Origin of the sequence: Streptomyces sp. BHT-5-2 (assembly GCF_019774615.1) — a bacterium.
In the GTDB taxonomy this organism is placed as follows: domain Bacteria; phylum Actinomycetota; class Actinomycetes; order Streptomycetales; family Streptomycetaceae; genus Streptomyces.
Genome location: NZ_CP081496.1, coordinates 2,835,748 through 2,848,361 on the forward strand (window position 1 = coordinate 2,835,748; position 12,614 = coordinate 2,848,361).

General features: G+C 73.0%; 13 protein-coding genes and 1 pseudogene. 6 read left to right on the forward strand and 8 right to left on the reverse strand.

Annotated elements, in window-relative coordinates; translation table 11 throughout:
• Window positions 1–54: 54 nt before the first annotated feature.
• The 3 genes from K2224_RS12635 to K2224_RS12645 all read left to right on the forward strand — a co-directional run bounded on the left by K2224_RS12635 (window position 55) and on the right by K2224_RS12645 (window position 2,461).
• The gene (locus K2224_RS12635; RefSeq protein ID WP_260692565.1) at window positions 55–504 is read left to right on the forward strand and encodes a DUF742 domain-containing protein; all 450 of its coding nucleotides are present in this window, start codon (window positions 55–57) and stop codon (window positions 502–504) included.
• A 91-nt stretch (window positions 505–595) separates the two neighbouring features.
• On the forward strand, window positions 596–1,156 hold the full coding sequence (locus tag K2224_RS12640; protein ID WP_260693449.1) for an ATP/GTP-binding protein: 561 nt from the start codon (window positions 596–598) through the stop codon (window positions 1,154–1,156).
• Between the two features lie 51 nt (window positions 1,157–1,207).
• Complete coding sequence (locus tag K2224_RS12645) at window positions 1,208–2,461, forward strand: styrene monooxygenase/indole monooxygenase family protein (protein WP_221906659.1); 1,254 nt, start codon at window positions 1,208–1,210, stop codon at window positions 2,459–2,461.
• A gap of 153 nt (window positions 2,462–2,614) precedes the next feature.
• On the opposite strand, the gene K2224_RS12650 is transcribed toward K2224_RS12645, so the two are convergent.
• From K2224_RS12650 to K2224_RS12660, 3 genes are all read right to left on the reverse strand, one after another.
• Window positions 2,615–2,878: a hypothetical protein gene (locus tag K2224_RS12650; protein WP_221906660.1), complete on the reverse strand. Its 264-nt coding sequence runs from the start codon at window positions 2,876–2,878 to the stop codon at window positions 2,615–2,617.
• Window positions 2,879–2,888: 10 nt separating this feature from the next.
• Window positions 2,889–3,629: a TetR/AcrR family transcriptional regulator gene (locus K2224_RS12655; RefSeq protein ID WP_221906661.1), complete on the reverse strand. Its 741-nt coding sequence runs from the start codon at window positions 3,627–3,629 to the stop codon at window positions 2,889–2,891.
• Window positions 3,630–3,702: 73 nt separating this feature from the next.
• Window positions 3,703–4,629, reverse strand: a complete 927-nt coding sequence (locus tag K2224_RS12660) for a diiron oxygenase (RefSeq protein ID WP_221909631.1) — start codon at window positions 4,627–4,629, stop codon at window positions 3,703–3,705.
• 207 nt (window positions 4,630–4,836) lie between these two features.
• Here K2224_RS12660 and K2224_RS12665 point away from each other — a divergent pair, with 207 nt between their 5' ends.
• Together K2224_RS12665 and K2224_RS12670 are read left to right on the forward strand one after the other, a co-directional pair.
• Complete coding sequence (locus K2224_RS12665) at window positions 4,837–5,946, forward strand: ferritin-like domain-containing protein (RefSeq protein ID WP_221906662.1); 1,110 nt, start codon at window positions 4,837–4,839, stop codon at window positions 5,944–5,946.
• A gap of 74 nt (window positions 5,947–6,020) precedes the next feature.
• Window positions 6,021–6,203: pseudogene (locus K2224_RS12670) on the forward strand (ADP-ribosylglycohydrolase family protein); the annotation flags it as partial.
• 13 nt (window positions 6,204–6,216) lie between these two features.
• On the opposite strand, the gene K2224_RS12675 reads toward K2224_RS12670, so the two are convergent.
• The gene (locus tag K2224_RS12675; RefSeq protein ID WP_260692566.1) at window positions 6,217–7,116 is read right to left on the reverse strand and encodes an alpha/beta fold hydrolase; all 900 of its coding nucleotides are present in this window, start codon (window positions 7,114–7,116) and stop codon (window positions 6,217–6,219) included.
• 380 nt (window positions 7,117–7,496) lie between these two features.
• Here K2224_RS12675 and K2224_RS12680 point away from each other — a divergent pair, with 380 nt between their 5' ends.
• Window positions 7,497–7,976: a helix-turn-helix domain-containing protein gene (locus K2224_RS12680; protein ID WP_221909635.1), complete on the forward strand. Its 480-nt coding sequence runs from the start codon at window positions 7,497–7,499 to the stop codon at window positions 7,974–7,976.
• A gap of 48 nt (window positions 7,977–8,024) precedes the next feature.
• On the opposite strand, the gene K2224_RS12685 is transcribed toward K2224_RS12680, so the two are convergent.
• The 4 genes from K2224_RS12685 to K2224_RS12700 form a co-directional block, all read right to left on the reverse strand.
• Complete coding sequence (locus K2224_RS12685; RefSeq protein WP_221909637.1) at window positions 8,025–8,807, reverse strand: ABC transporter ATP-binding protein; 783 nt, start codon at window positions 8,805–8,807, stop codon at window positions 8,025–8,027.
• A 301-nt stretch (window positions 8,808–9,108) separates the two neighbouring features.
• Window positions 9,109–9,585 (reverse strand): HD domain-containing protein, encoded by a 477-nt coding sequence (locus K2224_RS12690; protein WP_221909638.1) that lies wholly within the window; start codon window positions 9,583–9,585, stop codon window positions 9,109–9,111.
• A gap of 71 nt (window positions 9,586–9,656) precedes the next feature.
• Entirely contained in the window at window positions 9,657–11,111 is a 1,455-nt protein-coding gene (locus tag K2224_RS12695) for a penicillin-binding transpeptidase domain-containing protein (RefSeq protein WP_221906663.1), read from the reverse strand.
• Window positions 11,108–12,538 (reverse strand): FtsW/RodA/SpoVE family cell cycle protein, encoded by a 1,431-nt coding sequence (locus tag K2224_RS12700; RefSeq protein ID WP_260693450.1) that lies wholly within the window; start codon window positions 12,536–12,538, stop codon window positions 11,108–11,110. Before K2224_RS12700 ends, K2224_RS12695 begins: the two co-directional genes overlap by 4 nt.
• Window positions 12,539–12,614 lie beyond the last annotated feature (76 nt).

Sequence of the window (12,614 nt, forward strand, 5' to 3'; positions counted from 1 at the left end):
CGAAGAGCGGTGCGTGCCGTGCGGACCCGAGGCCGAGCGAAGCGAGGTCCCGGCATGAGTTCCCGTCCGAAACTCCCCGTGCGCGGCGGGGACCTCCCCCGAGTTCTCGGCTCCGCTCGAACAGGGGGGACCCCCAGGCCCGCGCGGGTCCGGCCGTACTCGCTGACCGGCGGCCGGACCCGGTTCGGCCATGTGCTGCTCGTCGAGACGTTCGTGGCCGCGCTGGAGGCACCCGAGGAACGCCGGGAGCTGACCGCCTCGTCCGGCGCGGGCTGGCTCGACCGCGTGATGCCGGAGATGCGCGCGATCGTCGAGCTGTGCCGCCGGATGCGCTCGGTCGCGGAGATCTCCGCGCTGCTCAAGATGCCGCTGGGGGTGGTCCGCGTCCTCCTCAGCGACCTCGCCGACCAGGGAAAGATTCGCGTCTACGGCACCGGGCACGGCACCGGCCGGCCCGACCGCGCGCTGCTCGAAAGGGTGCTGAGTGGACTTCACAGGCTCTGACACGATAGCGGCCGGGACGCCACCGGCCGCCGGCCCCGCGGCACCGGCCGCCCCGGCCGCCGCCGACGAAGCGGGGCTGCAGAGCTGGCAGATGGACCGGACGCAGGCACCGGTCGCCACCAAGATCGTGGTGGCGGGCGGCTTCGGCGTCGGCAAGACCACGTTCGTCGGATCGGTCTCGGAGATCACCCCGCTCAAGACCGAGGCGCTGATGACCCAGGCCAGCGAGGCGACCGACGACCTGTCCGCGACGCCGGAGAAGACCACGACCACGGTCGCCATGGACTTCGGCCGGATCACCCTCGACCAGGAACTGGTGCTGTACCTCTTCGGCACGCCCGGCCAGCAGCGCTTCTGGTTCATGTGGGACGACCTGGTGCGCGGCGCGATCGGCGCGGTCGTGATGGCCGACACCCGGCGCCTGGAGGACTGCTTCCCGGCGCTGGACTACTTCGAGAGCTGCGGACTGCCGTACATCGTCGCGGTCAACCACTTCGAGGGGACCGAACGCTACGAGGTCGACGACGTCCGGGACGCGCTGACCGTGCCGCCGGAGGTGCCGGTCGTGGTGATGGACGCCCGGCGCCGGCCCACCGTCATCGAGTCGCTGCTGGCGCTCGTCGGCCACGCGCTGGACGTCACCCCCGAATAACCCCTGCCACCCCCCGCTCCCCGAACCGCAGGAACAGAGAAGAGCCCCGCCATGCGGAAGATACTCATCGTCGGAGCCGGCCAGTCCGGTCTCCAGCTCGCGCTCGGCCTCCAGTCCCAGGGCTACGAGGTCACCCTGATGTCCAACCGCACCGCCGACGAGATCCGCTCCGGCCGGGTGATGTCGACGCAGTGCATGTTCCACACCGCCCTCCAGCACGAGCGCGACCTGTCGCTCAACTTCTGGGAGCAGCAGGCCCCGCGCATCGACGGCCTGGGCGTCTCGGTCGCCGCCCCCGGCAGCCACGAGGCGCCCGGCGGCACCCAGCGGGCCATCGACTGGGTCGGCCGGCTCGACGGCTACGCCCAGTCCGTCGACCAGCGGGTCAAGATGGCCGGCTGGCTGGAGACCTTCGCCCAGCGCGGCGGCCAGGTCGTCATCCACGGCGCGGCCGTCTCCGACCTGGACTTCTTCGCCCAGCGCTACGACCTGACGCTGGTCTCGGCCGGCAAGGGCGAGCTGGTGTCGATGTTCGGCCGGGACGCCGCCCGTTCGCCGTACGACGCCCCGCAGCGCGCGCTGGCCGTCGCCTACGTGCACGGCATGGGCCCGCGCCCGGAGCACCCGGAGTTCGACGCGGTGCGCTGCAACATCGTCCCCGGCGTCGGCGAACTGTTCGTGATGCCCACCCTGACCGTCACCGGCCGCGCGGACATCCTCTTCTGGGAGGGCATCCCCGGCGGCCCGGTGGACGCCTTCCAGGGCGTGCGGGACCCCCGCGAGCACCTGGCGCTCACGCTGGACCTGATGAAGACGTTCCTGCCGTGGGAGTACGAGCGCAGCGCCGAGGTCGAACTGACCGACGCCAACGGCACGCTGGCCGGCCGCTACGCCCCCACCGTCCGCAACCCGATCGGCCGGCTGCCCTCCGGCGGCCTGGTCCTGGGCGTCGCGGACGTGGTGGTCGCCAACGACCCGATCACCGGGCAGGGCTCCAACTCGGCGTCCAAGTGCGCCGCGGCCTACCTCGCGTCCATCGTGGAGCACGGCGAGAAGCCGTTCGACGCGGAGTGGATGCAGGCCGCCTTCGACCGCTACTGGCGGACCGCCCGGCACGTCACCAAGTGGACCAACGCGATGCTGGCCCCGCCGCCGGAGCACGTGCTGAACCTCCTCGGCGCCGCCGGACAGCTCCCGCCGGCCGCCGACCGGTTCGCCAACGGCTTCGACGACCCGTCCGACTTCGAGAACTTCTTCTTCGAGCCGGAGAAGACCGCCGCCTACCTGGCGTCGCTGACCGGCTGACCCCGATACGCACCGAAAGGCCGGCGGACCGCATGGCGGCCGCCGGCCTTTCGCCGTTGCGTCCTTTTCCCCGTTCTCCCCGTTCTCCCCGTTTCCGGTCTCTCTCGTCTCCCCGTCCCCGTTCCGTCGCTCCGTCGTTCCGTGACTCCTCCGTCAACGCCGCCTGCGCCAGGGCCACTTGGGGCCGTCGTCGCTGCGCCCCTCGGGGGCGTAGGCGTACTGCCAGCCGCGCGGCAGCCCCAGCCGGCCCGGGGGGCCGGGCACCCGGCGGTACAGGTGCACCTCCGGCGGCCGCCCGTCGTCGCGGGGCACCGGGATCTCGTAGGTCTTCGGGGGCAGGCCGGTGGGTCCCACCAGGACGGGAAGGATCCGGCCGTCCAGGGGACCGCCGACGAAGAGGGTTTTCTCGCTGCGCACCGATCCAGTGTCACAGCAGGTGGGCGGCCTCGCTCACCACGGGCAGGATCCGGCGCGCCAGGTCGCCGGCCGGGCCGTCGGGGGACTCGCCCTTCAGCGCCGCCCGCATCACCCGGGCGGTCTGCTGGTCCCGGGCCGCGGTGGCGGTCAGCAGCGCGACGAAGTGGTCCACCAGCCAGTCCCGCAGCTCGGCGAGGGAGGGCTGCTTGTCCTCGTCGAGCCAGATCAGCGAGGCGGCCTCGACCGCGGTGATCCACATCCGGACCGTGGTGCGCAGCCGCGGGCCCGGCTCCGGCTCGCCGAGGTGGTGCAGGATCTGTTCGGCCGCGGCGCGCCGGACCTCGTCCACGATCGCGGTCGTCCGGGACGTCTCCACCACGCTGCCGCCCTGGAGCAGCGCGCTGAACCCGGCGTCGTGCTGGTCGACGAAGGCGAGATAGCGGTCCAGGGCGTGGCCCAGCCGGCGGGTCAGCGGGCCGGTCTCCGGCTCCGCGAAGCACCGCTCCAGTTCGTCGGCGGCACTGCGCAGCGCCGCCTCGTACAACTGCTGCTTGCCGCCGGGGAAATAGCGGTAGACGAGCGGCCGCGAGACCTCGGCCGCGGTGGCGACGTCGTCCAACGAGACGTCCTCCGGTGCACGCTGGGCGAACAGGCCCAGCGCGGCGGCCAGTAGCTGGCTGCGGCGCTGCTCCACGCTCAGCCTGCGGTAGGCGGGTCTCGGTACTGCTGGGGCGGTGCCGCTGCCGTTCATGAAAAGCAGCGTAACCGCCGGGGTTTCGCAGTCGCACAGGTGCTCGGCCGTTGACGGGGCCCGGGCGCGAACTTCAAGCCAACAGTCCGGAGCTGCGCCACAGTCGGCGGCCCACGCCCCGCAGGACCCCGATGTCGTCCAGGAAGTCCGTCAGGCGCCGGGCGCCGTTCTGCATGACCTCGCGGCGGTGGCCACTGGCCTGCACCTGGGCCATGGCCGCCCGTTTGTCCAGGCCGACATTGGTATAGACCTCGGGGTTGATGAACGCCACGGCGAAGATCCGGGCGAACTCGCCGGAGGTGACCCGGGTGAACTCCTGCGACCACTTCGGCGCGGTCACCATCTGCCGCCGCAGCTCCTCCCGCGCGTACCGCACATGGCGGGCCTCCTCCACCACGTGGATCCGCGTGACGCCCCGGACCAGCGGCTGCACCCGCTCGTCGGGGAAGGTCAGCCGCTGCATCCAGTCCAGGACCTCCTCGCCGAGCAGGGTCGCGGTGAAGGAGCCGGGGGTGGTGGAGATCGTCTTGAAGAGCCGGCCGAGGTTCCGGTGCACCCGGGCGACCGGGTACCAGGGCGTGTCCCCGCGCGAGATGAGCCGGGCGAACATCTTCGAGTGCCGGCACTCGTCCTCGATCTCGGTGAGCGCGTAGCGGACGTGCGCGCTGGTCGCCGGCTTGTCGTAGATGTGCCGGACGAGCAGCTGCATCAGGATGATCTCGAACCAGATGCCGATCGAGGCGAGCGCCGCGGCCTCGTGCTGGGAGAGCAGGATCCGCTGCTCCTCGCTCATCCGCCGCCACATCGGGGTGTCGTACAGCGAGACCAGTTCCGGCGGCCAGAACCACTTGCCCTCCTCGAAGGGCGCGTCCCAGTCGAGTTCGGTGTCCGGGTCGAAGGAGTGCCTGGCGGAGGAGGCGAGCAGCCGCTCGGCGATCTGCTCGCGGTCCTTGAGCAGCCCGAGGGCGTCGCGCAGGACGTCGATGTCCGCCTCGGTCATTGCGGTGGACGCGCTCGTCATGGCTCTGACTACACCTCACAGTCGGGGTTACCCGCGGTCACATGCGGCTGCCTCTTATGAGACTGCGTGTCAGCAGGGACGTCAATCCCTCCCGCACGACTTATTGACCCGCCGGTAAGAAGCGTGTGAATCTGCCAACTGCCCGGCCGTTACGAGGCGTTCGGCGGGCGGAGGAGGCGAGGCGCCGTGTCGACCCGAGAGCTCTATGCGCAGGATCCGGGCGATGGCCTGTGGACCGTGCCGGCCACCGGTGCGGCCCGCTTCACCTGGGAGTACGACGACGGGCGCGACCGGCTGCTGGCCCTCTACCAGAAGGGCAAGGACAAGCAGTGGGACGCCACCACCCGGATCGACTGGCACCTGGAGGTGGACCCCAAGGACCCGCTGGGCACTCCCGACGACGCCCTGGCCCTGTACGGGACGAAGTACTGGGACCGGATGACGGAGAAGGACCGCGGCGACCTCCGACAGCACTTCGCCGCCTGGCAGTTCAGCCAGTTCCTGCACGGCGAGCAGGGCGCGATGGTCTGCGCCGCACGGATCGTGGAGTCCGTCCCGGACCTCGACGCCAAGTTCTACTCCGCCACCCAGACCATGGACGAGGCCCGGCACGCGGAGATCTACGGCCGCTTCCTCAAGGACAAGATCGGGATGCTCTACCCGGTCAACGACAACCTCAAGGCACTGCTCGACGACACCCTCGCCGACTCCCGCTGGGACATGCCCTACCTCGGCATGCAGGTGCTCATCGAAGGGCTGGCGCTGGCCGCCTTCGGCATGATCCGCGACACCACCGCCGAGCCGCTGCCGAAACAGATCCTCGCCTACGTCATGCAGGACGAGGCCCGGCACGTCGCCTTCGGCCGGATGGCGCTGCGCGACTACTACCGGCAGCTCACCGACGCCGAGCTCCGCGAGCGCGAGGAGTTCGTCATCGAGGGCTGCTACCTCATGCGCGACCGGCTGCGCGGCACCGAGATCCTGGAGAACTTCGGCATCCCGCCCGCCGAGGCCGCCGAGTTCACCGAGCGCTCGGAGTTCCTCCGGCTCTTCCGGAAGCTGCTGTTCAGCCGGATCGTCCCCTGCGTCAAGGACATCGGCCTGTGGGGCGAGCGCCTCCAGCGCGCCTACGTGGACCTCGGCGTCTTCGAACTGGGCGACGCCAACCTGGACCTGCTGATGGCCCAGGACGAGGAACTCGCCGAGCGACTGGACGCCGAACGCTTCGCCGCCGAGGAGGCGGCCCGCACCGCCGAGGTCGCCGACGCCATCGCCCGGGGAGCCGCCGCCGACTGACCCGGCCGCGCCCCACGCCCCGGGGCACGGACGGCAGGGTCCGCCCGTGGACACCCACGACCGCCCTCTGACACGCCGCCCACCACCCCGACGAGCTGCCGACCGCCCTGTGGGCCACCGCGGCCGGCCTCGGCGACGTGGACACCACCCGCGCCATCACCGGCGGCGTGGTGGCCGCCCGCACCGGAACGAGCGCCCTCGCCGAGAAGTGGCCCCGCAGACGCGAGCCATTACCGGACCGGGGCGGCGGGGTGTGACCGACGGGGCCCCTCACCCCGCCAGAAACCCGCTCAACTCCCTCTCCAGCACCGCCGACCGCAGTTCCGGCAACGCATGATGCCCGACTCCCGGCACCGTCACGACCCGTGCCCCCGCCAGCATCCGCCCCGCCGCCTCCGCGACCCGCCGCGCATCGTGCGCCCTGCTGCGCCCCGCAAGCACCACCAGCGTGCGCCGCGCCAGGTCTCCCAACCGGTCCGCCCCCGGCCGCCCCACCGCCGGCCGCGGCCCGGTGACCGGACGCCACCCCCGGAACTCCCGGCCGCCCACCCCCATCAGCCGCACCACCTCCGGCGCCACCCCCGGCCCCCCACGGCTCTCCCACGCCAGGAACCGCCGGGCCGCGGCCTCGCCGGGCGCCACCAGCAACGGCACCGCTCGCACCAGATACGGCTTCCGGAACCCACCGAAGCACTGCGTGGGATCGAGCAGCACCAGCCGTTCCACTTTCCCGCAAGCTCTTGAGGAGCAAGAGGGGACCCCCGTCGCTGCGTGCACCGCGTAACTCAGCGCGATCCAGCCCCCGTACGAGTGCCCCAGCAGCGCCGCCCGCTCGACCCCGAGCGCCGCCAGCACCCCGTCCAGCCAGGCCGCCAGATCGGCCGGCCGGCGCAGCGCACGGCCGCCGGGCACGCTCAGCCCGGGCCCGCCCATCAGGTCCACCGCGTGGACCCGGTGCGTCCGCGCGAGGCCGCCCGCCCGCGCGTACCAGCCGGCGGAGGTCGTCCCGCCGCCGCTCAGCAGCACCAGCGGCGGCCCGTCGACCGGCCCGCAGGCGTTGACCCGCGTGACGCCGAACTCCGTCTCCACATCGACCGGTTCGACCGCCACCGGCCACAGCCTCAGCGCCTCCTCGTAGGCCACCCGAAAAGCCGGGGACACGGGGGACATGGGGGACACCGGGGATGTCGAGGGCGCACGGTGCGCCGGGGCCGCCGAAGAGGCTTTTCCAGGACGGGACTTCGCATTCACGGCACGCCTCCGCGACGAGAAGGAACGAGAAGGTACGAGAAGGGAGAAGGGAGGAGAAGGAGCGAGGAGGGGCGAGAAGGATGAGAGGGGATGGGAGGGGATGGGAGGGGATAGTGGGAACGAGAAGGCAGGAAACGCGACGGCCACATTCGCCTCGCCCGGCAAGTATCTCGCTCGGCGAGGTAATTGGCGACCCTACGCCTCCCGCCCGGGTTAGGTTGCTGTTTCCGCCGGATCGCCGGAGACCCGGCGCGGGAGAAAGGTGGAAAACCGTGACGACGGCCGGGGAACGCGAGCCGATGCGGGAGCCGAAGCGGGAGCCGAAGCGGGAGCCGAAGCGGGAGCCGGCGGGCATGGATCTGATCCATCTGCTGCGCGAGGTGACACTCCGACTCGACCTCGCAGGCGCGGAGTTCGCCGCCCGCAACGGCCTGCACCCCACCGACCTGCGGGCCCTGATCGCCCTGCTGGACGCGGCCCGGTCCGGCGAGGAGCTGACCGCCGGCCGGCTCGGCGTCCGGCTCGGCCTGAACTCCGCCGGTACGACCGCGCTGGTCGACCGCCTGGAACGGCTCGGGCACCTCCGCCGGGTCCGCGACACCCGCGACCGGCGGCGCGTCCTACTGGTCGTGGACGCCGGCGCGATCGCCCTGGGACAGTCCTTCTTCGGCCCGCTGATCGCGCGCACCCTCGATCTGCTCGAAACCTTCGACGACACCGAACGGTCCGCGATCCACCGCTTCCTGACGGGCGTCCGGGACGCAACGCCCGACCCCTGAGCCCGCCCGACTTCTGAACCCGCCCGACCCCTCAGACCGGCCGTTCCCTCACCGCCGCCCCGACCGCGCCAGCCACCGCCCCTCGTGCCGGGACACCTCGATCGGCCGCCCGAAGCAGGCCGTCATCCGCTCGCCCGTCAGCACCTCCGCCACGGGGCCGAGCGCCTGCACCCGCCCCTCCCGCAGCAGCACGGCCCGCCCGATGGCCGGGGACAGCTCCTCCAGATGGTGGGTGACCGTCACCGTCGCCAGCTCCGGCCGCCCCACGGCCAGCCGGTGCAGCGCGTCGATCAGGTCCTCCCGGGAGGGCAGGTCCAGCGCGTTGAACGGCTCGTCGAGCAGCAGCAACGAGGGATCGGCCATCAGCGCCCGGGCGATCAGGACCCGCGCCCGCTGGCCGCCCGAGCAGACCCCGAACGGCCGGTCCGCCAGCTCCTTGCACTCCAGCTCGGTCAGCAGCTCATGGGCCCGTTCCCGGGTCGCCTGGTCGTACTTCCGCCACAGCGGCTGCACGGTGCCGGTCGCGCCGGTCAGCACCACCGTGTGCGCGGTCGCGTCCGGCGGCACCTTCTGCGCGCCGGACACCAGGCCGATGGCGGCGCGCAGCTCCCGCACGTCCACCCGGCCGAGCCGGTGGCCGAGCACCTCGACGGTGCCGACGGTCGGGAACATCAGCGCGCCGATCAGCCGCAGCACGGTGGTCTTGCCGGCGCCGTTCGCACCGAGGAGCGCCCAGTGCTCGCCCGCGCGCACCGTCCAGTCGACGTCGTCGAGGATGACCTGACCGGTGGTGTAGCGGCGGACGCCGACGCCCGCCAGCGCGGCGATCACCCGCCCCGCCTCGGGCAGTTGCACTCCGGCGGCCCGACCGGCCGAGGACGGTGACGCGGACGAGGAAGGAGACGAGGAAGGAGACGGAGACGAGGAAGGAGGCGACGACGGAGACGGGGACGCAGACGAGGACGGAGACGGGAAGGAAGACGAGGACGGCGGTTCCGAAGGCTGCCTACGAGTCATCGCGGCACATTAGCTGCGTACGACACCTTCCCGCGCACCCGTCCGATGCGTGGAACCCCGCCGAGCCACTCCCGGCCACGAACCACAGGTCCACCCCTGCCCCTGCCCCTCCCCCTCACCCCACCCCCAACAACCCCCGAACCCGCGCGTACTTGGCCCTCAGCCTTTCCCGCGTAGGCGCGTCCAGGACGGCCAGCCGCGCCGGGTCGGCGTTGTGTGCCAGATCCGCCTCCTTGACCAGCAGCGCACCGGGCGTGGCCAGAATCCGGGCGGTGTACTCCTCGACCGGTTCCCCGGGCCGCTTGGTGACCGCCAGGACCATCGCCTTGGTCGTCTCGTCCAGCGCCGCCCCGGCCAGCCACTCGGCGCTCACCGCCCCGTCCTCGACCGCGTCGTGCAGCCAGGCCGCGGCGATCTGCGCCTCGCTGCCGCCGCGCGCCCGCACCCCGGCCGCGACCGCCGCCAGATGCTCGGTGTACGGGCGGCCCGCCTTGTCCGTCTGCCCCTCGTGCGCCCGCCGGGCCAGCGCCTCCACTTCGGCGAGCGAGAGCCGCGGCACCCCCGCGGGGGCCCCTTCCGCATCAGAAGCCATAGCCATGGCGCCATTGTGACGGCGTCCCCACCCCCGCGGCCCCGTCCCCCTCCGCCGTCCGGCTACCGCCCTCACCGCAACCCCGCCCCCATCACCGCCCGCGCGATCGGCCCCGCGCTGCCGCCCCCGCTGATGTCCGCGCGCTCGGCCTCCGCGTCCTCCACGACCACCGCCACCGCCGACAGCGGCTCGTGGTTCCGCCGGTCCCGCACCCAGGAGACGAACCAGGCGTACGGCGTGCCCTCGTTGCCGACGCCGTGCTGGGCGGTCCCCGTCTTGCCGCCCACGATGTACCCGTCGATCGCCGCGGTCCGCCCGCTCCCGTGCTCGACGACCTCCGTCATCAGCTCCTGGAGCTGCTCGGCGGTGGCCGGATCCATCACCTTCCGGGTGTGCCGCCGCGTCCCCGGAGCGACCAGCACCCCGCCGGCGTCGGTCACCCGCTCGACGAGGTACGGCGGCGTCAGCTGGCCGTCGTTGGCCACCGCCGCCGCCACCATCGCCATCTGCAGCGGGGTCGCGGCGGTGTCGTACTGGCCGATCGCGGAGAGCGCCAGCTGCGCCGGATCCATCCTGGTGTCGAAGGTGCTCGGCGCGACGGGGGAGGGGATCCGCAGCCTCCGCTCGTTGAACCCGAACCGCTCCGCGGTCTCGGCCATCCCGCGCAGCCCGACCCCCACCCCCAGCCGCGCGAAGACGGTGTTGCAGGAGAGCCGGAACGCGTCCCGCAGCCCCACGTGGGCGCAGCCCTCCGTCGGGTTGCCCAGGGGCGTGCCGGTGTCCGGCAGGGTGTACGGGTCGGGCACGTCCAGCGGCTCGTCGACGTCCCTCACCAGCCCGGATTCCAGCGCGGCGGCCGCGGTGACGACCTTGAAGACCGAACCGGGCGGATAGGTCTGCCGCAGCGCCCGGTTGAGCATCGGCCGGTCCGGGGCCCCGTTCAGCCGCCGCCAGGCCCCGGTCACCGACCGGCCGTTCCCGGACAGCACCCCGGGGTCGTACGACGGCGAGCTGACCAGCGCCAACACCCGCCCGGAGCGCGGCTCGACGGCCACCACCGCGCCCTTCCGGCCGGCCAGCCCCCGGTATGCGGCGCGCTGCATCGCCGGGTCGATGGTCGTCTCGACCCGGCCGCCCGGCGGCCGCCGGCGGATCAGCCGGTCCCACCAGGGGAACGGGGTCAGCCGGCGGTCGGTCCCGGCGAGGACGCCGTCCTCGCTGTGCTCCAGCAACGAGGTGCCGTACGTCTGCGAGGCGAAGCCGGTGACCGGCGCGTACAGCGGGCCCTCGGTGTAGGTGCGCTCGTAGCGCAGCCGCCCGCCGCTGTCCCGCGAGCCGGTGACCGGGCGGCCGCCCACCAGCACCGCGCCCCGCGGCTGGGCGTACCGGGCGATCGCGGCCCGCCGGTTCGCCGGGTTGCCGGCGTACCGGTCCGCCTCGACGACCTGCACCCGGAAGGCGTTGACCAGCAGCGCCGCCAGCAGCAGGAAGGAGAACGCGGCGGTGCGCCGGATGGCGCGGGTCACCGGAGCGCCCCGAGGGCGTCCGGGGCGGCGCGGGCCGGCCGGGCGGGGGTGTCGGGCCGCGGCCCCCGCGCCCGGTCGCTGATCCGTACCAGCAGCGCCACGATGATCCAGTTGGTCACCACCGACGACCCGCCCTGGGCCAGGAACGGCATCGCCATCCCGGTCAGCGGGATCAGCCCCATCACCCCGCCCGCGATCACGAACACCTGGAGCGCGGGCAGCACCGCCAGCCCGACCGCCAGCAGACTGCCGAACGCCTCGCGCAGCCCGAGCGCCGCCCGGAAGCCGCACACCGCCGGCAGCGCGTACAGCAGGAACAGCGCGCTCAGCCCGGCCAGCCCCAGCTCCTCGCCGAGCGTCGCCAGGATGAAGTCCGACTTCCGGGCGAACCCGATCAGCGACGAGTGCCCCTGTCCCAGGCCCGTTCCGAACGTCCCGCCCGCGGCGAACGCGAACAGCGACTGCGCCAGCTGCCCGGGTCCCCGCCCGGCCGCGATCCCGGCGAACGGATGCAGCCAGTCCTGCACCCGGCCGTGCACATGCGGCTCCAGCGTCCCCACCGCCGCCGCCCCGGCCACCGCCATCAGCACCCCCACCGCGATCCACCCGGCCCGCCCGGTGGCCACGTACAGCAGGACCACGAACACCCCGAAGAACAGCAGCGAGGTCCCCAGGTCCCGTTCGAGGACCAGCACCCCTACGCTCACCAGCCAGATGGCGACGACCGGCGCGAGCACCCTCCCCCAGGCTCTCAACTCCTCCCCCGCTCTCAACTCCTCCCCCACTCTCAACCCCGTTCGAGCGGGGGGACCCCCATGCGCGGGGGTACCCCCATGAGCAGGGGGTGCCCCCTTCGCCGGCAGCCGCAGCCGCCACACCACCTTCCCGGGGTGCGCCAGCGCCTCCCGGTTGGCCGCCAGATACGCCGCGAAGAACACCGTGATCAGTACCTTGGCGAACTCGCCCGGTTGCAGCGAGAATCCGGCCGCCCGGATCCAGATCCGCGCCCCGTTGACGGCCGGGAAGAGGATCGGCGCCACCATCAGGGCCAGCGCCAGTCCCGCGCACCCGTAGGCGCACCGCTGCAACACCCGGTGGTCCCGCAGCACCGCCACCACCGCGATGAACAGCGCCACCCCCACCGTGGACCACACCAGCTGGGCGGGCGCGGCCCGGTCGGCCGGCGTCTCCAGGTCGAGCCGGAAGATCAGCACCAGCCCGAGCCCGTTGAGCAGCACCGCGGTCGGCAGCAGCAGCGGATCGGCGTACGGTGCGCCGAACCGCACCACCAGGTGCGCCAGCAGCGCCAGCCCGCCCAGGCCCGCCGCGTACCGCAGCGCCCCGGCCGGCACCGCCTGCGCCCGGGCCGCCCCCACCACCAGATAGCCGCAGACGCTGATGAGCACGGCGCCTACGAGGAGGGCCAGTTCGACGCCCCGCCTCCTGGACCGCGGCGGCGCCGGGGGCGCGTCCCCCGCCCACCCGCCGCCCGCCGGCTTCGCC